This window comes from Oceanicella actignis, assembly GCF_008124525.1.
Classification (GTDB): Bacteria; Pseudomonadota; Alphaproteobacteria; order Rhodobacterales; family Rhodobacteraceae; genus Oceanicella; species Oceanicella actignis.
The window spans coordinates 94,291-116,619 of the sequence record NZ_VNHJ01000006.1 but is presented as its reverse complement, the minus strand read 5'-3'; the positions used below and the strand labels follow the sequence as shown (position 1 = coordinate 116,619).

The following is a 22,329-nucleotide window of genomic DNA, read 5'->3' as shown; positions in this document are numbered from 1 at the left end:
AGGAGGAGTTAGGCAGATGCCGAGCCTCAAGGATCTGAAAATCCGGATCAACAGCGTGAAGTCCACGCGAAAGATCACCAAGGCCATGCAGATGGTCGCGGCGGCCAAGCTCCGCCGCGCCCAGGAGGCGGCCGAGGCCGCGCGTCCCTATGCCGAGCGCATGAACGCCGTGCTGGCGAATCTGGCGCGCGGCGCGAACCCGGACACCGCGCCGCGCCTGCTGCGCGGCACGGGCTCCGATCGCGTGCATCTTCTGATCGTCGCCACCGCCGAGCGCGGCCTGTGCGGCGGCTTCAACTCGTCCATCGTGCGCCTGGCGCGCGAGCGGATCGAGCGGCTAAAGGCCGAGGGCAAGCAGGTCAAGATCCTGACCATCGGCCGCAAGGGGCGCGAGCAGCTCAAGCGCGAATACGCCGACCTGTTCGTGGGGCATGTGGATCTGAGCGGGGTCAAGCGCATCGGCTATGCCAACGCGCACGAGATCGCGCACGACATCCTCGCCCGCTTCGAGGGCGGCGAGTTCGACGTCGCCACGCTGTTCTACGCGCGGTTCAAGTCGGTGATCTCGCAGGTCCCGACGGCGCAGCAGCTGATTCCGGCCGTGTTCGAGCAGGACGAAGCCGCCGCGAACGCCCCGGCCGTGGTCTATGACTACGAGCCCGAGGAAGAGGCCATCCTGGCCGACCTTCTGCCGCGCTCGGTGGCGACGCAGATCTTCGCCGGACTGCTCGAGAACGCGGCCTCGGAGCAGGGCGCGCGCATGTCCGCCATGGACAACGCGACCCGCAACGCCGGCGAAATGATCGACAAGCTGACCATCGAATACAACCGCTCGCGTCAGGCTGCGATCACCAAGGAACTGATCGAGATCATCTCGGGCGCCGAGGCGCTCTGACGATACGGAGAGACCGAAAATGGCCAAGACCGGCAAAATCACCCAGGTGATCGGCGCCGTCGTCGACGTGCAGTTCGACGGCGAGCCTCCCGCGATCCTCAACGCGCTCGAGACCGACAACAACGGGCAGCGGCTCGTGCTCGAGGTCGCCCAGCATCTGGGCGAGAACACCGTGCGCGCCATCGCCATGGACGCCACCGAGGGTCTGGTTCGCGGCCAGACCGTGACCGACACGGGCGGCCCGATCACCGTGCCCGTGGGCGACGCCACGCTGGGCCGCATCCTGAACGTGGTCGGCGAGCCGATCGACGAGAAGGGCCCGATCGAGACCGCCGAGCGCCGCCCGATCCATGCTGAGGCGCCCAGCTTCTCCGAGCAGTCGACCGAATCTGAGATCCTCGTCACCGGCATCAAGGTCATCGACCTGCTGGCCCCCTACGCCAAGGGCGGCAAGATCGGCCTGTTCGGCGGCGCCGGCGTGGGCAAGACGGTTCTGATTCAGGAGCTGATCAACAACGTCGCCAAGGTGCACTCGGGCTACTCGGTGTTCGCCGGCGTGGGCGAGCGCACCCGCGAGGGCAACGACCTTTACCACGAGTTCATCGAGTCGGGCGTCATCAACGCCGACAACCTGTCCGAGTCGAAGGTGGCGCTGGTCTTCGGCCAGATGAACGAGCCGCCGGGCGCCCGCGCGCGCGTCGCCCTGACCGGCCTGACGCTGGCCGAGCAGTTCCGCGACCAGTCGGGCACCGACGTTCTGTTCTTCGTCGACAACATCTTCCGCTTCACCCAGGCGGGCTCCGAGGTGTCGGCGCTGCTGGGCCGCATCCCCTCGGCGGTGGGCTACCAGCCGACGCTGGCCACCGACATGGGCGCCCTGCAGGAGCGAATCACCTCGACCAAGCACGGCTCGATCACCTCGGTGCAGGCGATCTACGTGCCCGCGGACGACCTGACCGACCCGGCGCCGGCGACCTCGTTCGCGCACCTTGACGCCACCACGGTTCTGTCGCGCGCGATCTCCGAGCTGGGCATCTACCCGGCCGTGGACCCGCTCGATTCGACCTCGCGCATGCTCGACCCGGCCATCGTCGGCGAAGAGCACTACAACGTCGCCCGCCAGGTGCAGGAGATCCTTCAGCGCTACAAGGCGCTTCAGGACATCATCGCCATCCTCGGCATGGACGAGCTGTCGGAAGAGGACAAGCTGATCGTCGCCCGCGCGCGCAAGATCCAGCGCTTCCTCTCGCAGCCCTTCGACGTGGCCGAGGTGTTCACCGGCTCGCCGGGCGTGCAGGTGCCGCTCGAGAAGACCATCGACTCGTTCAAGCGCGTCTGCGCCGGCGAGTTCGACCACCTGCCCGAGGCCGCCTTCTACATGGTCGGCGACATCGACGAGGTGCAGGAGAAGGCCGCGAGGCTGGCCGCCGCGGCGGCCTGATCCGCGCGCTCTGAAAGGAGGCAGTGATGGCCGACAAGATGCAGTTCGACTTCGTGTCGCCCGAGCGCCGTCTCGTCTCCGCCGAGGTGGACCGCGTGGCGATTCCCGGGATGGAGGGCGACCTGACCGCCCTCCCCAACCACGCGCCCTTGCTGACCACCCTGCGGCCCGGCGTCGTCCGGGCCTATGAGGGCGGTTCGGTGATGGAATATGTGGTGACCGGCGGCTTCGCCGAGATCTCGCCCGCCGGGGCGCAGGTCCTGGCCGAAGAGGCCGTCCCGCGCGAGGAGGTCACGCGCGAGTGGCTCGACGCCGCCATCAAGGACGCCGAAGAGGCCCTTGCCGTGAGCGGCGAGAAGGCGCGCGCGCTGGCCGCGCTCAGGGTCAACGACCTGAAGGCGCTGGGGGGCCAGCTGGGGCTCTGACGCCAGCGCACGAGCCCGAACGGCAAGGCCCCGCGCGATCGCTCGCGCGGGGCCTTTCCTGTCGGCGGCGGCGCTCAGTCGAAGAGCGGCGCGAACTCGGCGAAGATGCGCTCGTAGGTCGGGCGCTTGAAGGGCACGATCGAGGTCAGGAGCTCGTCGCGGGTCATCCACCGCCATTCGCTGAATTCGGGCGTCTGGCGCGTGATGTCGATGTCGTCGTCCGAGCCCTCGAAGGCGAAGGCGAACCAGCGCTGCTTCTGGCCGCGATACTTGCCGCCCCACAGCTTGCCGACCAGCTCGGGCGGCAGGTCGTAGGGGATCCAGTCCGACGAGCTGGCCAGCAGCCGCGCCTGCTCGGGGGCGATGCCGGTTTCCTCGGCCATCTCGCGATAGGCGGCGGCCAGCAGGTCCTCGCCCGGATCGACGCCGCCCTGGGGCATCTGCCAGGCGCCGGGCGTGTCGATCCGCTGCCCGGCGAAGATCAGCCGGGCAGGGTTCAGGATCATCGTCCCGACGCAGGGACGGTAGGGCAGGGCCGAAACGTCGCTCATGGCCGCGTCAGCGCTTTTCGGCATAGATCGACAGCCCCGTGAGCAGGTCCAGCGCGTAGGCCAGCTGCAGATCCTTGTCGCGCAGCTGGGCGGTGGCCTCGTGGCGCTTGCGCTCCTCCTCAAGCTGCTTGCGCTCGTCCTCGGTCAGCGAGTCGTTGTCGAGGCGCCCGCGCAGGTCGGCTTCCGAGCGTCCGCGGCGCGCGGCGTCGTCGGCCGCGGCCAGCTTGCGCTGCTCGATGAGGATGTCGGGTTCGATCCCCAGCGCCTGGATCGAGCGCCCCGAGGGCGTGTAGTAACGCGCCGTCGTCAGGCGGATGGCGCCCTTGCCCGCCAGCGGCATGATGGTCTGCACCGAGCCCTTGCCGAAGCTCTTGGTCCCGATCACCACCGCGCGCCGATGGTCCTGAAGCGCGCCCGCGACGATCTCGGAGGCCGAGGCCGAGCCGCCGTTGATGAGCACCACCATGGGCTTGCCGTCGGTCAGGTCGCCCGGCTCGGCGTTGTAGCGCTCGCTGTCCTCGGGGTTGCGTCCGCGGGTCGAGACGATCTCGCCCGCGTCGAGGAAGGCGTCGGACACGGCGATGGCCTGCCCCAGCAGCCCGCCCGGGTTGTTGCGCAGGTCCAGCACATAGCCCTTGACGTTCTCGGCGCCGCCCAGCTCTTCCTTGATCTTGGCGATGCGGGCGACGAGGTTGTCGTAGGTCTGCTCGTTGAAGGCGGTCACGCGCAGCACGCCCACATCGCCCTCGACGCGCGCGCGCACGGCGCGGATCTTGATGACGTCGCGGGTGATGGTGACGTCGAAGGGCTCTTCGGCGCCCTCGCGCGCGATGGTGACGACGATGTCCGATCCCACCGGCCCGCGCATCTTGTCCACCGCCTCGGACAGGGTCAGCCCCAGCACGCTTTCGCCATTGATATGCGTGATGAAGTCGCCGGCCTGGATGCCGGCCGCCGCCGCAGGCGTGTCGTCGATGGGCGAGATGACCTTGACGAAGCCGTTCTCCATGGTCACCTCGATGCCCAGGCCCCCGAACTCGCCCTTGGTCTGGATGCGCATGTCGTCGAAATCGTCGGGCGGCAGGTAGCTCGAATGCGGGTCGAGCGAGGTCAGCATGCCGTTGATCGCGGCCTCGATCAGCTGCTTCTCGTCCACCTCCTCGACATACGAGGCGCGCACGCGCTCGAGGATATCGCCGAAGAGGTCGAGATATTCGTAAGTGACGGCGGCGTCGTTCTCCTGCGCGAGCAGCGGAGCGACGAGCTGCGTCGTCGCGACGACGCCGGCGATGGCGCCGATCGACGCGGCCAGAGCGAGCTTCTTCATGCGGTCAAGACCCTTCACTGAGCGAATGCGAACCACGAGGCCGGATCCACGGGCGCGCCGTCCTCTCGCGTTTCGATATAGAGCGTCGCGGTCGAGATTGCCCCGTCGCCCCCCTTGGCTTCAACGAAAAACTGCCCCTGATCCCCGGTCGCGGCGCCGGTCAGCCCCACCGGCGCGCCGGCGGGCAGGGTGTCGCCCGGCCGTCCTTCGGTTTCGGCCAGCCCGGCCAGGATGAGCAGTCGCCCCGGCTGGGGTTCAAGGATCGCGACGCGGCCGTAGCCCTCCATTTCGCCGGCATAGCGCAGCGTGGCGTCGAAGGGGGCGAGGACCGGCGTCAGCGGCGGCGCGGCCAGCAGAACGCCCTCGAGCCGCGCGCCGTCGGGCCCGGTCTGGCCGAAGCGGCCGGCGACGCGCCCCGGCGCGGGCGGGGGCAGGGCGCCGTAGGCGGGCGCGGGGGGCGGGGCGGCGTCGGGCGGGGCGGCCAGAAGAGCGACGAAGGCGCGCAGATCGCGCGCCGCACGGCGCAGCCGGTCGGCCGAAGGGGCGGGGGCGCCGCCCTCGTCCTCGCGCAGCGCCGCCGCCAGCGCCGCGCGCGCGCGCTGCAGCGCGGCCAGGGTGCGGCGCGCGGCGGCCCGCGTTTCCTCGTGGCGGGCCCGCAGCGCCCTGCGCCGCGCGACGTCGCTGCGCAGCTCGGCGGCCTTGCGGGCAAGCTGCGGCGTCAGCTCGGCCATCAGCATCGCCGCGCGATCGCGCCCCACCGGGCCGAGCGGATGCGCGAACAGCGCCGGCGGCGGCGTCATCTGCATGGCCATGAGCGTGGCGAACAGCCGGTCGGCCTGCGCGCGCTGCGCCTCGGTCCGGCGGGCCAGCCGCGCCTCGGCCGCGTCCAGCGCGCGAAGCCGCGCGCGCGCCGCCGCCAGACCGCTTTCGAGCGCCGCGGCCGCGTCTGCGGCGGCCTTGAGCGCCGCCGCTTCGTCGCGCGCGTTCTCGAGCGCATCGGCCGCATCCTCGATCAGGGCGACGGCCAGCGCCGCCTCGATCTCGGGCGCGGCGGCGACGGGAGCGGGCGCGTGGGCCGGGTCCTCGGCGCGCGCCGCGGGCGGCGACAGGGCCAACCCCACCGCCAGCGCCTGCGCCAGCGCCGCGCGCAGGCCGCGGGTCATGCCTCGGCGGCGGCCGGCGCGGGTTCGAGCAGGCTGCGTCCGGTCATCTCGGCCGGCTGGGGCAGGCCCATCAGCGCCAGAAGCGTCGGCGCCAGGTCGCCCAGCACGCCGCCGTCGCGCAGCGCCGCGCCCTCTGGCCCGCCGACCAGCACGACCGGAACCGGGTTGAGCGTGTGCGCCGTGTGCGGGCCGCCCGTTTCGGGGTCGATCATCATTTCGCAATTGCCGTGATCGGCGGTGACGATCATCGCGCCCCCCGCTTGCTCGAGCGCGGCGAGGGCGCGGCCAAGCCCCTGGTCCACCGCCTCGCAGGCGGCGATGGCGGCCTCGAGCACGCCGGTATGCCCGACCATGTCGGGATTGGCGAAATTGACGACGATCAGGTCATGCTCGCGCGCGGCGATCGCTTCGGCCAGCTTCCCGGCCACCTCGTCGGCCGACATGCGCGGCTGCAGGTCGTAGGTCCGCACCTTGGGCGAAGGGGCCATGAAGCGGTCCTCGCCGGGAAAGGGCTCTTCGCGGCCGCCGTTGAGGAAGAAGGTGACGTGCGGGTATTTCTCGGTCTCGGCCATGCGCAGCTGCCGCTTGCCGTGCCGCGCGGCCCACTCGCCCAGCGTGTTGACGATGGGCTCGGGCGGGAACATCGCGGTCATGAAGGCGTTGTGGCGCTCGGAATACTCGACCAGCCCGCACATGGCCGCCAGGCGCGGACGGCCCGAGACGTCGAAGGCGTCGAATTCGGGGTCGCCAAGGGCCGAAAGGATCTCGCGCGCACGGTCGGCGCGGAAGTTCATGAACAGCAGCCCGTCGCCGTCCTTCATGCCCGCATAGTCGCCGATGACGGCGGGCGAGACGAACTCGTCCGTTTCGCCGCGCGCATAGGCGGCCTCGATGGCGGCCAGGGGGTCGTCATGGCGTTCGCCCTCGGCCCGGACCATCAGCCGCCACGCCTTTTCGACGCGCTCCCAGCGGTTGTCGCGGTCCATGGCGTAGAAGCGCCCGCACAGGGTGGCGATGCGCGCGTCGCCCGCGCCCTGCAGCGCGCGCGCCAGCTCGGCGATCTGCTCGCGCGCGCTTTGGGGCGGCGTGTCGCGGCCGTCGAGGAAGGCATGGACGCGCACGGGCACGCCCGCCGCCGCGATGACGCGGGCGGCATGGGCGATGTGCCGCTGGTGGGCGTGCACGCCGCCGGGGCTGGCCAGCCCGGCCACATGCGCGGTTCCGCCCGTCTTGCGCAGGCGCGCGATCAAGTCCTGCAGCGCCGGGTTGCGGTCGAAGTCGCCGCTCTCGATGGCGCGGTCGATGCGCGGAAGGTCCATCCAGACGATGCGGCCGGCGCCGATGTTGGTGTGCCCGACCTCCGAATTGCCCATCTGCCCCTCGGGCAGGCCCACCGCCGATCCGCAGGCGCGCAGCGAGGCATGCGGGCATTCGGCCCAGATGCGGTCGAAATTGGGCGTGTCGGCCAGCGCGACGGCGTTGCCTTCGCGCGCCTCGCGCAGGCCCCAGCCGTCAAGGATGCACAGGACGACGGGTTTGGGCGCTGCGGCGGTCATGGGGCTCTCCTTCGAGGGTTGCGCCTTGTGGATGTAGAGCCGCGCGGGCGCGCGCGCAACCGGGCGCGGCGCCGCGGGTCAGGCGCGGTGATAGGGCGCGCCCGCAAGGATGGACGCGGCCCGATACAGCTGCTCGGCCAGCATCACGCGCGCCAGCATGTGCGGCCAGACCATCGGCCCGAAGCTGAGCAGCCGGTCGGCGCGCGCGCGCAAGGCGGGGGCGTGGCCGTCGGCGCCGCCGATGGCGAAGGCCACATGCCCGCGGCCCTGGTCGCGCCACTCGGCCAGCCAGCGCGCGAATTCGGGCGAGGAGGGCGTTTCTCCGCGTTCGTCCAGCGCCACCAGCGCGGCGCCGTCGGGCAGGGCGGCGAGCAGCAGCGCGCTTTCGGCCTCCGCGCCGCCGCCGCGCCGGTCCTCGACCTCGCGCAGCTGCGCCGGGCCCAGCCCGAGACGGCGCCCGGTCTGGTCGAAGCGCTTGAGGTAGTCGGCGACCATCTGGCCCTCGGGACCGCGGCGCAGACGCCCCACGGCGAGGATCGAGACCTTCACCCCGCGCTCAGGCCGACCCGGCCGCGCGCGCCGCCCGCGCCGGAGCCTGCCCGCCCTGCGGCGCGGCGGCCCACATCTTCTCGAGCTGGTAGAACTCGCGCACCTCGGGGCGGAAGACGTGGACGATCACGTCGCCCGCGTCGATCAGCACCCAGTCGCCGGCCTCCTTGCCCTCGACGCGGGCGGACAGGCCGAGCGTCTCCTTCAGGCGCTCGAGCAGCTTTTCCGAGATGGCGGTGACCTGGCGCGACGAGCGGCCGGACGCGATCACCATGTAGTCGGCGATCTGGGTCTTGCCGCGAAGGTCGATGGTGACGATGTCCTCGGCCTTGTCGTCTTCGAGCGAATCGAGCACGGTCCGCAGCAGTTGATCGCTGCTCGCCGCCCCCGCGGGAGCGGGTTCCGAACCGGCCGCTCCCGAGTCAACACGTTCCGACAGAACAGTGTCCTCCTGAATGCGCGCCGTCCTTCGCGCCCCGGCGCCGGGCGCGGACAGTCTAGCGCAAAGGGGTGGGGCGCTCAAGAAAAGCGCCCCGCGACGCCGCGCGCAGCCGTCGCGCGCGGCCCGCGCCGGTCAGAGCCGGCCGCGAACGAGCTTCTCGTAATCCGACGCGACGGTCAGCGCAAGGTCGCCGACCTCGAAGCGATGCTCGCCGATCTGGCCCACGGGCGTGACCTCGGCCGCCGTGCCGGTCAGCCAGCACTGCTCGAAATCGTCCAGCTCTTCGGGGCGGATGTGGCGTTCGACCACCTCGACGCCGCGGCGGCCCAGCAGCTCGATCACCGTCTGCCGGGTGATGCCGTTGAGGAAGCAGTCGGGCGTGGGCGTGTGCACCTTGCCGTCCTTGACGAAGAAGATGTTGGCGCCGGTCGCCTCGGCGACGAAGCCGCGATAGTCCATCATCAGCGCGTCCGAGCAGCCCTTCGCCTCGGCGGCGTGCTTGGACATGGTGCAGATCATGTAAAGCCCGGCCGCCTTGGCGTGGCTGGGGATCGTCTCGGGGCTGGGGCGGCGCCATTTCGAGATGTCGAGCCTGGCGCCGCGGGTCTTGGCGTCGCCGTAATAGGCGCCCCACTCCCAGGTGGCGACGGCCATGTGCACGGGGTTGCGCGCCGAGGCCACCCCCATGTCGGGCCCCGAGCCGCGCCAGACGAAGGCGCGCACATAGGCGTCCTTGAGGCCGTTGGCCTCCATCGCCGCCTTCTTGGCCGCCTCGATGTCCTCCACCGACCAGCGCATGGGAATGTCCAGCGCCTCGGCCGAGGCGATCAGCCGCGCCGAATGCTCGCGCGACTTGAAGATGACGCCGTCATAGGCGCGTTCGCCCTCGAAGACCGACGAGGCGTAGTGCAGCGCGTGCGTCAGCACATGCACCTTCGCTTCGCGCCAGGGGACCAGCTTGCCGTCCAGCCAGATGAAGCCGTCCCGATCGTCATACGCCTCAGCAGCCATGTCGCCGTGTTCCTTCCACATCCTCGCCCGCGCGCGGCGGGGCCTTGCATTGCGGGATATGTCCCGGTTGCGGGAAAGAGGGAAATATTGTTTCTCCGCAGCGGGGGAATCGCTAGCATTGCGCCCTTGGAATGTCAACAAGCCTGACTTAAAATGCCGCCCAGCAACCAACGGAGCCGCAGCGCATGACCCAGCCCAGATCCAGGCCCGCGAAGCTGTCCGGCGGCGAGCGGCTGCTGTTCCTGACGGACGATCAGCTGCGCCAGGGCGTCGAGCTGATGTTCTTCGCCTATCGCGACATGGTCGCCGACGCCGACCGCGTGCTGGCCGAGCGCGGCTACGGGCGCGCCCATCATCGCTGCCTGCACTTCATCTGGCGCCGTCCCGGCCTGTCGGTGGCCGAGCTGCTGGACATCCTGTCGGTCACCAAGCAGTCGCTCAACCGCGTCCTGCGGCAGCTGGTGCGCGACGGCTTGGTGGAAAGCCGGGTCGGGCAGGCCGACCGGCGCCAGCGCCTTCTGCGCCTGACCCCCAGAGGCGAAGATCTGGTGCGCGATCTGGCCAACGCCCAGAACGCGCGCATGCGCCGGGTGTTCCTCGAGGCCGGCCCCGAGGCGGTGCACGGCTTCAAGACCGTGCTTGCCGGCATGATCGACGAGGGCCGCCGCGCCGCCGTGCTGGATCTGGTCGAGGACCGCTTTCCCGAAGGAGGGAAGCGATGAGCGGACGGCCCTTCGGCGCGGCCGGCGCCGCCGAATCCGGTGCGTCATCCGATGCGTCGCGCCCCGGCGCGCATCTGCTGGTGGTGGACGATGACGAGCGCATCCGCGCCTTGCTGCGCCGCTACCTTGCGCGGTCGGGCTTCTACGTCACCGGCGCGCGCGATGCGGCGCATGCGCGGCGCCTGCTCGAGGGGCTGGCCTTCGACCTGCTGATCGTGGACGTGATGATGCCGGGCGAGGACGGCCTGTCGCTGGTCGCCTCGCTGCGGCCCCGGATCGCCACGCCGGTGCTGCTGCTGACCGCGCGCGGCGCCGCGCAGGACCGCATTCGCGGGCTCGAGGCCGGCGCCGACGACTATCTGGCCAAGCCCTTCGAGCCGCGCGAGCTGCTCTTGCGCATCCATGCCATCCTGCGCCGCGCCGCGCCGCCCGAGCCCGCGCCCGAGCCGCCGCGCGTGCTGTCGCTGGGCGAGGTGCGCTACGACGTCGCCCGCGGCGAGCTCTGGCGCGGCGAAGAGCGCATCCGCCTGACCGCGACCGAGGGCGCGTTGCTGCGCGTTCTGGCCGCCGCCGCGCACGAGCCGGTGGACCGCGCCACCCTCCTGGCCGAGCTGGACGACGCGCAAGAGCGCGCGGTGGATGTCCAGATCACCCGCCTGCGCCGCAAGATCGAGCCCGACCCCAAGGCGCCGCGCTACATCCAGACGGTGCGCGGCGCGGGCTACATGCTGACCCCCGACTGAACGGATCGCGTCTTTTCCCCTTTTGCGCGAATCCGATTTGCGGCAACATGCCCGGGCGGAAGGGCGCGCAGAACGTCCTCCGGCGCATCCTCGGGGCCGCGCCGGCCCCGCCGAGCAGGAGGAACGGCTCCATGCCCGCATACGCGCACGATCCCTTCGCCGAAGATCCCCACCCCATCGACCTTGTTCAGGCCCTGGCCGCGGGGCGCAGCTGGCCTTTCGACCGGGTCGCGCCCGACCGCATAGATCTGGCGGTGCAGGGCGCGTGGCGGCTCTATTCCATGGGCCTCGAATGGCGCGCGCGCGAAGGGGCGCTGCGCCTGCTTCTGACCTTCGACCTTGCCGCGCCCCGTCGCCGCGCGGCGCAGCTCGAGCTGGCCCGCGCCGTCAACATGGCCAACGATCATTGCTGGGGCGGCGCCTTCGTCGTCTGGCCCGAGCACGACGTCGTGGCCTTTCGCGCCGCGCTGGCGCTGGCCGTCGACGAGCCGCCGGCGCGCGGCCGGCTCGAAGACATGATCGGCGCCGCCGTCGATGCGTGCGAGCGCTTCGTCCCCGCCTTCGAACTGGCGGCGCAAGGGCGCGCCGGGGCCGAGGCGGCGCTGGAAATCGTCATCTCGGACCCTTACGGTCGCGCCTGACGGCGGTCCGGCAAGGCGCCGGCGCCCCAGGGGACAGGAGGAGAGGATGACGCAGACCACCGCTGCGGACATCGCCGCGCTGGCCGAGCGCGGCGTGACGATTCTGGGTTGCGGCAAGATGGGCGGCGCCATGCTGCGCGGCTGGCTGGCCGCGGGGCTGCCGCCCGAGGCCGCGACCGTGCTCGACCCCGCGCCCGCCGACTGGCTGCGCGAGCTGGCCGCGCGCGGCCTGCGCCTCAATCCCGAGCGGGTCGAGGATGCGGCCGTGTGCGTGCTGGCCGTCAAGCCGCAGGTCATGGCCGAGGCGGCGCCGCAGGTGGCGCATCTGGCGGGCCGCGGCGCCCTGTTCATGTCGATCGCGGCGGGCACGCCGATCAGCTTCTTCGAATCGCTCTTCGGCGCCGACGCGCCCATCGTCCGCGCCATGCCCAACACGCCGGCCGCGGTGGGTCGCGGGGTGACGGCGCTGATCGGCAACGCCGCCGCGACCGAGGCGCACATGCGGCTGGCCGAGGCGCTTGCCGGCGCGGTCGGCGCCGTGGTGCGCCTTGAAGCCGAGTCGCAGATGGACGCGGTCACGGCCATATCCGGCTCGGGTCCGGCCTATGTCTTTCACATGATCGAGGCCATGGCCGCCGCCGGCCGCGCGCTGGACCTGCCCGACGAGCTGGCGATGACCCTGGCCAGGCAGACCGTCATCGGCGCCGCCGAGCTGGCGCGCCGCTCGGACGCCTCGGCCGAGCAGCTGCGGCGCGACGTCACCAGCCCCGGAGGCACCACCGCCGCCGCGCTCGAGGTGCTGATGGCGCCCGACGGGCTGACGGCGCTGATGACCCGCGCCGCCGCCGCCGCCGCGCGCCGCAGCCGCGAGCTGGCGGGCTGACCGGGACTCGGGGCGGGCGTCTTTTTGTGCGGCGCACAATCAGAGGGCTTGACTTTCATGTTGCGCTGCACAATATTCCCCTCATGAGCAGGAGGCGGAAACACCTGACCTCCTCCCAGACGCCCAGAGGAAAGGGACGCCAGATGTTCGACAAGTTCTACACCTTCGAGCCCGAGAAGTTCGCCGAGCTCTTCAAGACCGCCGACATGACCAAGTTCTTCGAGCAGGCCAAGATGCCCATGTTCGACATGACCGCCGTCATGGACGCGCAGAAGAAGAACATGGATGCGCTGATCGCCGCCAACAAGGCCGTGGCCGCCGGCTACCAGGATCTGTTCAAGAAGCAGGTCGCGATCTTCGAAGAGACCATGGCCGCCGCGCAGGCCCAGCTGTCCGAGCTGAAGATGGACCAGCTGACCCCCGAGGCGTCGGCCAAGCAGGCCGAGCTGGTCAAGACCGCCTTCGAGAAGGCCGTCGCCAACATGACCGAGCTGGCCGAGGCCGCGAAGAAGGCCAACATGGAAGCCTTCGAGATCGTTCAGGCCCGCGTCAAGGAATCGATCGAGGAGATCAAGGAGCTGGCCAAGACCGCCCAGCCCGCCAAGCCGGCCAAGGCCGCCAAGACCGCCTGATCGAGACGGAATCCCGGCGCGCGCCCTCTCCCTCGCGCGCCGAAGGATCGGCCGCCCGCGTCCTCCCCGCGGGCGGCCGATTCGCGTTCGGGCGCGGGCTTGCCCGGCGCGGCGCCGCGCGCTACCGCTGGCGTTCCGCAATTCAGCCGCCGGAGGCCCGATGTCCGATCCATCCGCTTCGCCGACCATCGTCTATGACGACTTCGCCAGGGTCGATGTGCGCGTCGGCCGCGTCGTGCGCGCCGAGCCCTACCCCGAGGCCCGCAAGCCCGCCATCAAGCTGTGGGTGGATTTCGGCCCCGAGATCGGGCTGCGGGCCTCGTCCGCGCAGATCACCGAACGCTACGCCCCCGAATCGCTGATCGGCCGCCAGGTTCTGGGGGTGGTGAACCTGCCGCCGCGCCAGATCGGCAAGTTCCGCTCCGAAGTCCTGATCCTGGGCGTGCCGGACGCCGCGGGGGCGGTGACGCTGGTGGCTCCGGACGCCGAGGTTCCGCCGGGCGCGCGCCTGTTCTGAGGCCGGGCCTCAGCGCGGCAGGCGCAGCGTGGCGCGCAGGCCGCCCAGATCGGCGCTGTCGCCCAGCTCAAGCGCGCCGCCATGCGCGCGCGCCACGTCCAGCGCGATCGACAGCCCAAGCCCCACGCCGCCGCCCGAATCCTGGTTGCGCGCCTCGTCCAGCCGCGAGAAGGCGCGCAGCGCCGCCTCGCGCTGGTCGGGCGCGATGCCGGGGCCGTCATCCTCGACCACGAATTCGACGCTGCGCGGCCCGATCCGAAGGGTCAGCCGCGCGCGCTCGCCATGGCGCGCGGCGTTGTCGAGCAGGTTCTGCACCGCCCGCCGCACCGCGCCGGGGCGCATGACCGGCGGCGCGTCGGGGTCGGCGACGCCCTCGACGCGCAGCTCCAGCGCGCGGCCCATGCGCGCGGCGTCGGCCGCAAGCTCGTGCGCCATGGCGACGGGATCGGTCGGCTCGGGCTCTTCGCCATGGCCGCCGCTGGCGAAGTCCAGGAGCTCGCCCAGCATGCGCTCCATCTCGTCCACGTCGCGCATCAGCTCGCGCGTCTCTTCGCTGTCCTCGGCCATGGCCAGCGCCAGCTTCATCCGCGTCAGGGGCGTGCGCAGGTCGTGGCTGACGGCCGACAGCATCTTCGAGCGCTGCTCGATCTGGCGTTCGATCCTGCGCCGCATGTCCAGAAAGGCGGCCCCGGCGCGGCGCACCTCTTCCGCGCCGGCGGGGCGGAAGGGCGTCGGACGGCCCTTGCCGAAGCTGTCGGCGGCCTCGGCCAGCTGGCGGATCGGGCGCACCTGGTTGCGCAGGAAAAGCACCGCCACCACCACCAGCGCGCTGGCCGTCACCGCCATCCACACCAGCAGCAGATGGGGATTCGAGGCGATCACCCGCCGGCGCGGAATCACCGCCCGCAGCACGCCGCGCGCGGTCAGGATGCGCACGTCCGCGCTGCGCCGATCCGTCACCAGATCGACGGTCAGCGGCCGCGTCACGCGGCGGCGCAGCGTGTCGGACAGCGCGTCGCCCGACACGTCGTAGAAATGCCGCAGGCTGCGCGAGGGGATCGCGGCCTCGTCCATCAGCTCGAGCCGCATGTTCAGCGGGCGGGCCAGCTCGGCCAGGCGCGCGCGCGCGGTTGCGTCGTCGGGGGCGGACTCGACCGTCTCGACGATGTAGTTGAGCTCGAGCGCCACCGCGTCGGCCATCTGTTCGGTCACGCCGGCGTAGTGGCGCTGGATGAACAGCCCGGTCACGACCAGCTGCAACAGCACGATCGGCAGGACCAGGATCATCAGCGCGCGGCCGAACAGGCTTCGCGGCAGGTATCGCTTGAGCAGGGCTTTCATCATCCGCATTCTGTGCCCCGCCCGCCGCGGCGGCGCAAGGAATCAGGGGCGCGAGGCGCCGAAGGGGATGCGGCGATGGACGATCCGTTCGACAGGGACGCGCGCGCGGCGCATGGCGTGGCCGAGACGCTCGAGCCGGGGCTGCGCCGCGTCACCTGCCCCAATCCGGGCCCGATGACCTTTACCGGCACGCAGACCTACATCCTCGGGCGCGGGGGCGTGGCGGTGGTCGATCCGGGCCCCGAGAACGCGGCGCATCTGGCCGCGATAGAACGCGCGCTCGCGCCGGACGAGCGCATCGAGGCCATCTTGCTCACGCACACCCATGTGGATCATTCGCCGGGGGCGCGGGCGCTGGCCGCGCGCACCGGAGCGCCGGTGATGGGCTTCGGCCCCCATGGCGCGGGGCTGAGCGCGCGCATGGCCCGGCTCGAGGCCGAGGGCGCGCATCTGGGCGGCGGCGAGGGGGCCGACCGCGCCACCGTTCCCGATCGCCTGCTGGCCGATGGCGAGCGCGTCGAGGGCGACGGCTGGGCCGCGACGGCGCTGCATACGCCGGGCCATCTGTCGAACCATCTGTGCTTCGCGGTCGAGGCCGAGGGCATGGCCCCGGGCGCCGTCCTGTCGGGCGATCACGTCATGGCCTGGGCGACGACCATGGTCTCGCCGCCCGACGGCGACATGCGCGCCTTCATGGCCAGCCTGCGCCGGATGCGCGCGCGCGAGGACCGGATCTACTATCCCGGCCATGGCGCGCCCGTGCGCGATCCGCGCGCGATGATCGATCACCAGATCCGCCACCGCCTGATGCGCGAGGAGCAGATCCTGCGCGCCCTGCCGCCCGAGGGCGCCGACGTCGCCGCCCTGACCGCGCGCATCTACGCCGAGGTCGATCCCGCGCTGCATCCGGCGGCGGCGCGCAACGTCTTCGCCCATCTGATCGGCCTGATCGAGGATGGGCGCGCGCGCCACGAGGGGCCGCTGTCGCCGACGGCGCGGTTCTTCGCAGCCTGAGCCGCCGGGCTCAATCGCAGATCTGACGCAGGGCCACCCAGTCGCCGTCCTCGAGCGCGGGGCGGAAGGGGCTTGCCCCGATCACGTCCGCTGCGCGGGCGCGGGCGGCGCGGGCGCGCGCCTCGGGGTCGCGCGACAGGTGGCTGCGCGGCGCCGGGCCCGGGTCGCGCGCCAGCGTCTCGAGCAGCGCCGCCATGGCCGAGGCGGGCAGCCCGGCCTTGGCGAAGGCGTCCAGCGCGGCGGCGTCGGCGCCGGCCTCGGCGCGCGCATCGTGCCGCGCGCGCAGCAGGGCTTGCGCGAGGGCGGGCGCCTCGGCCGGGCCCGGCAGGCCGCCGGTCAGAAGCCGCAGCGATTCGCGCGGGCCGCCGGCGCGCAGCAGCGCGTCCAGCGGCGCGCGCCGCGCGGCGTGGGCCAGCTCGTGTGCGACGGCGGCGGCCAGCTCTTCGGGGGTGCGGGCCGCGTCGATCAGCCCGCGAAGGATCAGCACCCAGCCGCCCGGCAGCGCCGCCGCGTTGCGCGCGGGCCAGTCCACGACCGCGAGACGCGCCGGCGGCGCGGCGTCAAGGGCCGGCGTCAGCCGCCGCGCCAGGCGATCGAGCGCCGCGACGCCGTCGGGGGCCGCGCACAGGCGCGCTTCGGGGCCAAGGGCCGCCGGGGCGGCCTGCGCCAGCGCGCGGCCCAGCGCCGCCGTGCGTTCGATCGGCGCGCGCATGGCCAGCGCGCGCAGCGCCGCGGGCGTCGCCGCCGACAGCGCCCCGGCCAGCGCCAGCGCGGCGGCGATCCACGCCAGGCGCCGCCAGCGCCGCCGCGGCGCGCGGGGCGGCCGGCGCAGGTCGGGGCAGACCTCTTCCAGCGCGGCGATCATGTCGCGGTCGGCGATGGTCAGCCGCTCCGGCGCATCGGCGTCGGGCATGAGCGTCAGCGCCTCGGCGTGGCCGGTTTTGGGGTCGGCGGCGGCGGGATCGGCCCGCAGGCTGCCCAGCGCCCAATGGTCGATGGGCTCGTCTGACAGGGTGAAAAGCGTCAGCGAGGCCGCGCCGAACTTGACGATCACCTCTTGCGGCTGGGCGCCGGGCGCCGGGACGTAGCGTCCTTCGGCCTCGAGCAGGGCGTAGCGTTTGAGCGCGGTCGCGCCCGTGATTGCGCGCATCGACTGGCCGTCTCCGATCCTTGAGGCGGCGCGGGCCGCCCTGGCGCCGTGGGGCGCGAGAGCATCGGTTTACTCCGATGCGTCCGCCTTCGCCACCCGCGGCGGCGCCGCGCCCGACATGCGCCAGCGCAGGGCGCGCAGGTCCTCGACGGCGATGACGTCGCTGGCCATGCACAGCCGCGCGTGCCGCGCGCGCAGCCACGCCGCGCTCCACAGCCACAGCGACCACGCCGCGCCCAGCGCGCCGGCTGCGCCCAGCGACGCGGCGGCCAGGACCGGGTTGCGCCAGTAATCCGCCCCCGGCGCGCCAAGCGCCGCATTCGCCGCCAGTGGGATGGCCGCGATCAGCGCCAGCGCCGCCCAGATCAGCGCGCCGGGCCAGAGCGCGCGCAGCGCCGTCGAGGCGAGCGCCGCCCACAGCCCCGAGGCCCGCAGCCCGCAGCGCGCCGCCGCGCCGCCCAGGCGCAGCCCGCCGATCATGGCGCGCAGCTCGGCGGCGCGGTAGGCGAACAGCGCCGCAGCCCCCGCCCCCGCCCAAAGCGCAAGCGCCAGCTCGGCGCCCGGCGCGCGCCATGCCGCGCGGACAAGCTCTGCCACCGGGCCGAGCAGCGGGTGGAGGGCCGGCGGCAGGTCGGGCCCCAGCGCGCCGATGGCCGCCAGCGCCCCGCCGCCCGCCGTCAGCGCCCAGAAGGCCAGCCAGCGCGGCGCGGCGCCCAGCGCCGAGGCCTCGAAGCCGAACCGCTCTTCGCCCCAGTAGGCGCGCCGGAGCATGTGCCGCTCGCGCGCCATGCGCCAGAAGGGCGCCAGCAGCCCGGCCGAGCCGATCACCAGCGGCGCCCATGCCAGCCACAGCGCCGGCAGCGACCAGGCCGAGCCGCGCAGCGCGGCGCCGACCCCGCGCCAGCTGGCCGCGCCCAGCAGCCGGGCGCGTCGCCGCCATGTCGCCAGCTGCGCCAGCGCGCCCAGCGGAAGCGCCGCCAGCAGCGCCGCCGCCGCCGCCCGCAGCCCGGCCGCCTCGGGTGCGCCCAGCGCGGCCAGCGCCGCCGGCGCCGCCAGCCAGGCGCCGAGCGCGATCGCGGCCCCGATCGCCGCCAGCATCGCGCCGTCGCGCAGCGCGGCGCGGCGGGTTGAGGCCATGCGCACGGCCTCGCCGTCGATCAGCGTGCGCGCCCACAACGCCTCGTCGATCGCCGCGCGCAGCCAGGGCAGGCCAAGGCCTAGCGTGAAGCTGGCCAGCAAGGCGCCGCGCAGCGCAAGGCGGTTGAGCGGGCCGTCATCCTCGGCGTCGAAAGCCATGGCGCCGTCGGCGTCGGCCCACGGGGCGCCGGGCGCCTCGGGCCCGGCGGCGCCGTTTTCGGGCTCGGCTTCGTCATACGGGTCGGCTGTGAGGATGGGCTGGTCTTCGTCGACCGGTTGCGCCGCTGCCGCGGCCGATTCGCCCGCTGCGGGGGCGGACCGTTCGGGCATCGGTTCGACGGCTTCGGGCGGTTCGGGCGCCGGGTGGTCGGGCGCCGGGCGGTCGGGCGCCGCGTTGTCGGGCGCCGGGCGGTCCGGCTCGGGCCGGGCGGGCGAGGGCGCGGCGGGTTCGTGCGTCGGCGCGCCCTTGGCCGGATCGGGCAGCGGCGGGCGCCGGCCGGCCGCATCCTTGCTGGCCGTCCGGGCGGGCGACGTTTCCGGCGCCTTTGCCGATGGCGCGGGCGGCGCGGCGGCGTTGCGCGGCGCCTTCTGCGCGGCCTTGGCCGAAGCGGGCGTCGCCCTGGCGCGCGCCGCGTCGGCTTCGGCGCCGGACCTTCCGCCGCCTGCCTTGCGCGGGGAAGCAGCCGAGAGCTCGTCATCGCCATAGAGGCGCTCGGCGTCTTCGCGGATCAGGTCGCCGAACAGGGCGACGATGTCCACATCTTCTTCCTGCTGCTGGCGACGCCTGCGACGCATGGCCGATTCACGCTCCGAACACCGGGCCGGGGGTTCCGGTCACGACGCCACCATAACGCGAAGACGCCCGACCGGAAAAGCCCGCCGGGTCATCCGCCCGCGGCGCCGGCGGGCTTTCGCGGGCGGCGGGCGCGGGCGGGACGCGGCGGCTTGTCCGCGCCTTGGGGCTTGAAGGGCGCCATGCCCGCGCGCGCCAGCGCGTCGGCGCGCTCGTTCTCGGGGTGGCCGGCATGGCCCTTGACCCACTTCCACGTCACGTCGTGGCGCGCCTGCGCCGCGTCGAGCCGGCGCCAGAGATCCTCGTTCTTGACCGGCTGGCGCGAGGCCGTCTTCCACCCGTTGCGCTTCCAGCCTTTCATCCAGCTGGTGATGCCGCCCTTCACATAGGCGCTGTCGGTGACGACGGTGACCTTGGCCGGACGCCCCAGCGCCTCGAGCGCCTGGATCGCGGCCATCAGCTCCATGCGGTTGTTGGTGGTGGCCGGCTCGCCGCCCGAAAGCTCGCGCTCCTTGACCCGCGCGCCGTCGCGCACGGCCACCAGCAGCGCGCCCCAGCCGCCCGGCCCCGGATTGCCCGAGCACGCGCCGTCGGTGTAGGCGAATATCTCGGTCATGCGCCGGTTTCCTCGCGGCTCTCCTGGCCGGCGGCCGCGTCGCGCAGGATGCGCGGCGGCTTGAAGCTGACGCGCTCGATCGCCGTCTCGACGGTGCGCAGATCCACCTCGTAGCGGTCGCGGAAGGCGTCCACCACCTCGTCCACCAGGATCTCGGGCGCCGAGGCGCCGGCCGTGATGCCCACCGCGCGCGCCCCCTCCAGCGCGCGCCAGTCGATCTCGGCCGCGCGCTGGACCAGCTGCGCATAGCCGCAGCCCGCGCGCCGGGCCACCTCGACCAGGCGGCGCGAGTTGGACGAGTTCGGCGCCCCGATCACAAGCAGCGCGTCCACCAGCGGCGCCACCGCCTTGACCGCCGCCTGGCGGTTGGTGGTGGCGTAGCAGATGTCCTCCTTGTGCGGGCCGACGATGTTCGGAAAGCGCGCGCGCAGGGCGGCGACGATCTCGGCCGTGTCGTCGACGCTGAGCGTGGTCTGGGTGATGTAGGCCAGGCGCTCGGGATCGCGGGGCGTCAGGCGCGCCACGTCCTCGACGGTCTCGACCAGCAGAACCTCGCCCTCGGGCAGCTGGCCCATGGTGCCGATGGTCTCGGGGTGGCCCTGATGGCCGATCATGACCATCTGCAGGCCGTTCTGGTGGTGCCGCTCGGCTTCGATGTGGACCTTGGAGACGAGCGGGCAGGTGGCGTCCACATACAGCATCCGGCGCCGCTCGGCCTCGGCCGGAACCGATTTCGGAACCCCATGCGCCGAGAACACAACGGGGCGGTCGGCGGGGCACTCGTCCAGCTCCTCGACGAAGACGGCGCCCTTGGCGCGCAGCGCGTCCACGACGTAACGGTTGTGCACGATCTCGTGACGCACATAGACCGGCGCGCCCCATTTCTCGATCGCCATCTCCACGATCCTGATGGCGCGGTCCACGCCGGCGCAAAAGCCGCGCGGGGCGGCCAGGTGAAGGGTGATGGGCGGTCGGCTCATGGCGCAGTCCTTCATGCGCGCGCATGCGCCCGGCGGGGCGGCGCGTCTGCCCCGATGGCATAGGGCGCGGGGGGCGCGATTTCAACCGGCGCCCGCGACGGCGCGGTGGGACGGGGGCGTCGACGGACGGGGGCGAATCGCGCGTAGAATGTGCGCGCGCGCCCGCTACGTTCGGGGACAGGTTCGCGACGGGCGCGCCCCGAATGCGGAAGGGAGGATTCATCGCGCGATGCGTTTCGTGATGCGAGCGGCGATCGGCGCCGCGCTGACGGCGGCGACGCTGGCGCTTCTGGCGCTGGCGGCGCTGCGCGTGGGCGACGCGCTCGAGGCGCGGCGCGAGGGCGGCGCGCGGCCGCAGGCGGCGGCCGAGCGCGCGCGCGTCGCCGCGGTCCTGACCCTGACCCCGACCCGGGTCCGGCCGGTCATCCGCGCCCATGGCCGCGTGCGCAGCGGGCGGACGCTGGAGCTGCGCGCCTCGGCGGCGGGCACGTTGGCCCAGCTGTCGCCCAACTTCGCCGATGGCGGCCATGTGGCGGCGGGCGAGCTGGTGTTCTCGCTGGACCCCGCGCCGCTGCAATCGGCCCTCGAGCGCGCGCGCATCGCCCGCGACGAGGCCAACGCCGCCCTGGCCGAGGCCGAGGACGAGGTGGCGCTGGCCGAAGCCGAGCTGGCCTCGGCGCGCGCGCAGGCCGATCTGCGCGCCGCCGCGCTCGAGCGGCAGCGGTCGTTGCGCGAGCGCGGCGTGGGTTCCGACGCCTCGGTCGAGGCGGCGCAGCTGGCCCTTGCGGCGGCGCGGCAGGCGGCGCTGGGCCGTCAGCAGGCGCTGGCCGCGGCGCGCGCGCGGGTGACGCGCGCGGGCATCGCCCTGGCCCGCGCCCGCCTGCAGGTGGCCGACGCCGAGCGCGAACTGCGCGAGGCGCGCGTGGCCGCGCCCTTCGACGGCATCCTTGCGAACGCCGCCGCGGCGCAGGGGCGGCGCGTGGCGGCGGGCGAGCGGCTGGCCGAGCTGATCGACCTGTCCGCGCTCGAGGCGGCCTTCGAGGTCTCGTCCGACGAGTTCGCCCGCCTTCTGGGTCCCGACGGCCGGCTGATCGACGCGCCCGTGCGCGTGCTGCTCGAGATGGACGGCCTGCCGCTGAGCGCCCCCGCCGTTCTGGCCCGCGCCGGAGCCGAGGTCGCGGCCGGCGGGGCGGGGCGCATGGTCTATGCGCGGCTCGATCCGTCGGCGGGCGCCTTCCTGCGGCCGGGCGACTTCGTCGCCGTCGAGGTCACCGAGCCCGAGCTGGCCGACGTCGCGGTCATACCCGCCGCGGCGGCGGATGCGGCCGGGCGCATCCTGATCGTCAACGCGCAGGGCCGGCTCGAGGAGCGCGCCGTGCGCATCCTGCGTCGCCAGGGCGATTCGCTGATCGTCGCCGACGCGCCCTTCGGCGCGCGCTACGCCGCCGCGCGGCTGCCCCAGCTTGCGCCCGGGGTCAGGGTGCGCCCCGTGCCGGCCGACGCGGCGACGGGGTCGGGCGGCGCGGCCGAGGCCGCGTCGGCGCCGCGGGCGGGCGCCGGGGCCGGGCCGGGCGCGGACACGCGCGCGGGCTATGGCGCGGGAGGGGGCGCGGGAGGGGGCGCGGAGACGGGCGACGACACGGTGACGCTCGACCCCGCCCGCCGCGCGCGGCTGATGGCGCGCGTGCGCGCCGCGCCGCTGCCCGAGGACGAGCGCGCGCGCCTTCTCGCCGCGCTGTCGGCCGAGCGCGCGCCCCGCGCGCTGGTCGAGCGCCTCGAATCGCCCGAGGGGGGCTGAGC

23 protein-coding genes are annotated in these 22,329 nt (G+C 73.2%); 11 read left to right on the top strand and 12 right to left on the bottom strand.

The features are described from left to right. Positions 1–16: 16 nt before the first annotated feature. The 3 genes from LY05_RS09945 to atpC are packed head-to-tail and all read left to right on the top strand — an operon-like array spanning position 17 to position 2,761. Positions 17–895 carry a F0F1 ATP synthase subunit gamma gene (locus LY05_RS09945; protein WP_072747055.1) on the top strand — a complete coding sequence of 293 codons (879 nt, stop codon included), beginning with the start codon at positions 17–19 and terminating at the stop codon, positions 893–895. Between the two features lie 19 nt (positions 896–914). Next, positions 915–2,336: a F0F1 ATP synthase subunit beta gene (gene atpD, locus LY05_RS09940; protein WP_072747056.1), complete on the top strand. Its 1,422-nt coding sequence runs from the start codon at positions 915–917 to the stop codon at positions 2,334–2,336. Between the two features lie 26 nt (positions 2,337–2,362). Continuing rightward, positions 2,363–2,761, top strand: a complete 399-nt coding sequence (gene atpC, locus LY05_RS09935) for an ATP synthase F1 subunit epsilon (RefSeq protein ID WP_072747057.1) — start codon at positions 2,363–2,365, stop codon at positions 2,759–2,761. Between the two features lie 74 nt (positions 2,762–2,835). Here atpC and LY05_RS09930 read toward each other — a convergent pair whose 3' ends face one another. The 7 genes from LY05_RS09930 to LY05_RS09900 all read right to left on the bottom strand — a co-directional run bounded on the left by LY05_RS09930 (position 2,836) and on the right by LY05_RS09900 (position 9,360). Further along, positions 2,836–3,312 (bottom strand): RNA pyrophosphohydrolase, encoded by a 477-nt coding sequence (locus LY05_RS09930; protein WP_148923063.1) that lies wholly within the window; start codon positions 3,310–3,312, stop codon positions 2,836–2,838. 7 nt (positions 3,313–3,319) lie between these two features. Next, positions 3,320–4,639 carry a S41 family peptidase gene (locus tag LY05_RS09925; protein WP_148923062.1) on the bottom strand — a complete coding sequence of 440 codons (1,320 nt, stop codon included), beginning with the start codon at positions 4,637–4,639 and terminating at the stop codon, positions 3,320–3,322. 14 nt (positions 4,640–4,653) lie between these two features. Beyond that, positions 4,654–5,802 (bottom strand): murein hydrolase activator EnvC family protein, encoded by a 1,149-nt coding sequence (locus LY05_RS09920; protein WP_148923061.1) that lies wholly within the window; start codon positions 5,800–5,802, stop codon positions 4,654–4,656. After that, positions 5,799–7,358 (bottom strand): 2,3-bisphosphoglycerate-independent phosphoglycerate mutase, encoded by a 1,560-nt coding sequence (gene gpmI, locus LY05_RS09915; protein WP_148923060.1) that lies wholly within the window; start codon positions 7,356–7,358, stop codon positions 5,799–5,801. The genes LY05_RS09920 and gpmI overlap by 4 nt, the downstream gene beginning before the upstream one ends. A gap of 78 nt (positions 7,359–7,436) precedes the next feature. Then, positions 7,437–7,907 carry a 23S rRNA (pseudouridine(1915)-N(3))-methyltransferase RlmH gene (gene rlmH / locus LY05_RS09910; RefSeq protein ID WP_148923059.1) on the bottom strand — a complete coding sequence of 157 codons (471 nt, stop codon included), beginning with the start codon at positions 7,905–7,907 and terminating at the stop codon, positions 7,437–7,439. 7 nt (positions 7,908–7,914) lie between these two features. Next, positions 7,915–8,262 (bottom strand): ribosome silencing factor, encoded by a 348-nt coding sequence (gene rsfS / locus LY05_RS09905; RefSeq protein WP_370426843.1) that lies wholly within the window; start codon positions 8,260–8,262, stop codon positions 7,915–7,917. A gap of 219 nt (positions 8,263–8,481) precedes the next feature. After that, positions 8,482–9,360 carry a branched-chain amino acid aminotransferase gene (locus LY05_RS09900; protein WP_072747062.1) on the bottom strand — a complete coding sequence of 293 codons (879 nt, stop codon included), beginning with the start codon at positions 9,358–9,360 and terminating at the stop codon, positions 8,482–8,484. Between the two features lie 185 nt (positions 9,361–9,545). Here LY05_RS09900 and LY05_RS09895 point away from each other — a divergent pair, with 185 nt between their 5' ends. The 6 genes from LY05_RS09895 (at position 9,546) to LY05_RS09870 (ending at position 13,498) form a co-directional block, all read left to right on the top strand. Then, positions 9,546–10,082 (top strand): MarR family winged helix-turn-helix transcriptional regulator, encoded by a 537-nt coding sequence (locus LY05_RS09895; protein ID WP_148923058.1) that lies wholly within the window; start codon positions 9,546–9,548, stop codon positions 10,080–10,082. Next, positions 10,079–10,825 carry a response regulator gene (locus LY05_RS09890; RefSeq protein ID WP_148923057.1) on the top strand — a complete coding sequence of 249 codons (747 nt, stop codon included), beginning with the start codon at positions 10,079–10,081 and terminating at the stop codon, positions 10,823–10,825. Before LY05_RS09895 ends, LY05_RS09890 begins: the two co-directional genes overlap by 4 nt. Positions 10,826–10,956: 131 nt before the next feature. After that, positions 10,957–11,466 (top strand): type III secretion system chaperone family protein, encoded by a 510-nt coding sequence (locus LY05_RS09885; RefSeq protein WP_170258963.1) that lies wholly within the window; start codon positions 10,957–10,959, stop codon positions 11,464–11,466. Positions 11,467–11,512: 46 nt separating this feature from the next. Continuing rightward, positions 11,513–12,349, top strand: a complete 837-nt coding sequence (proC, locus tag LY05_RS09880) for a pyrroline-5-carboxylate reductase (protein WP_148923055.1) — start codon at positions 11,513–11,515, stop codon at positions 12,347–12,349. A gap of 143 nt (positions 12,350–12,492) precedes the next feature. Continuing rightward, positions 12,493–12,981 carry a phasin family protein gene (locus tag LY05_RS09875; RefSeq protein ID WP_170258961.1) on the top strand — a complete coding sequence of 163 codons (489 nt, stop codon included), beginning with the start codon at positions 12,493–12,495 and terminating at the stop codon, positions 12,979–12,981. Between the two features lie 160 nt (positions 12,982–13,141). Beyond that, the gene (locus LY05_RS09870; RefSeq protein WP_072747067.1) at positions 13,142–13,498 is read left to right on the top strand and encodes a tRNA-binding protein; all 357 of its coding nucleotides are present in this window, start codon (positions 13,142–13,144) and stop codon (positions 13,496–13,498) included. A gap of 9 nt (positions 13,499–13,507) precedes the next feature. On the opposite strand, the gene LY05_RS09865 is transcribed toward LY05_RS09870, so the two are convergent. Then, positions 13,508–14,842 (bottom strand): ATP-binding protein, encoded by a 1,335-nt coding sequence (locus tag LY05_RS09865; RefSeq protein ID WP_346265230.1) that lies wholly within the window; start codon positions 14,840–14,842, stop codon positions 13,508–13,510. Between the two features lie 72 nt (positions 14,843–14,914). Here LY05_RS09865 and LY05_RS09860 point away from each other — a divergent pair, with 72 nt between their 5' ends. Then, on the top strand, positions 14,915–15,853 hold the full coding sequence (locus tag LY05_RS09860) for an MBL fold metallo-hydrolase (protein ID WP_148923052.1): 939 nt from the start codon (positions 14,915–14,917) through the stop codon (positions 15,851–15,853). Positions 15,854–15,863: 10 nt separating this feature from the next. Here the strand turns inward: LY05_RS09860 and LY05_RS09855 are convergent, their stop codons facing one another. The 4 genes from LY05_RS09855 to ispH all read right to left on the bottom strand — a co-directional run bounded on the left by LY05_RS09855 (position 15,864) and on the right by ispH (position 20,529). Beyond that, the gene (locus tag LY05_RS09855; RefSeq protein WP_148923051.1) at positions 15,864–17,003 is read right to left on the bottom strand and encodes a M48 family metalloprotease; all 1,140 of its coding nucleotides are present in this window, start codon (positions 17,001–17,003) and stop codon (positions 15,864–15,866) included. Positions 17,004–17,072: 69 nt separating this feature from the next. Beyond that, positions 17,073–18,935 carry a DUF898 family protein gene (locus LY05_RS09850; protein ID WP_083581246.1) on the bottom strand — a complete coding sequence of 621 codons (1,863 nt, stop codon included), beginning with the start codon at positions 18,933–18,935 and terminating at the stop codon, positions 17,073–17,075. Between the two features lie 89 nt (positions 18,936–19,024). Continuing rightward, positions 19,025–19,549 (bottom strand): ribonuclease HI, encoded by a 525-nt coding sequence (gene rnhA, locus LY05_RS09845; protein ID WP_148923050.1) that lies wholly within the window; start codon positions 19,547–19,549, stop codon positions 19,025–19,027. After that, positions 19,546–20,529 carry a 4-hydroxy-3-methylbut-2-enyl diphosphate reductase gene (gene ispH / locus LY05_RS09840; RefSeq protein ID WP_148923049.1) on the bottom strand — a complete coding sequence of 328 codons (984 nt, stop codon included), beginning with the start codon at positions 20,527–20,529 and terminating at the stop codon, positions 19,546–19,548. Before ispH ends, rnhA begins: the two co-directional genes overlap by 4 nt. A 229-nt stretch (positions 20,530–20,758) precedes the next feature. On the opposite strand from ispH, the gene LY05_RS09835 reads away from it, so the two are divergent. Continuing rightward, positions 20,759–22,327, top strand: a complete 1,569-nt coding sequence (locus LY05_RS09835) for an efflux RND transporter periplasmic adaptor subunit (protein ID WP_170258959.1) — start codon at positions 20,759–20,761, stop codon at positions 22,325–22,327. Positions 22,328–22,329 lie beyond the last annotated feature (2 nt).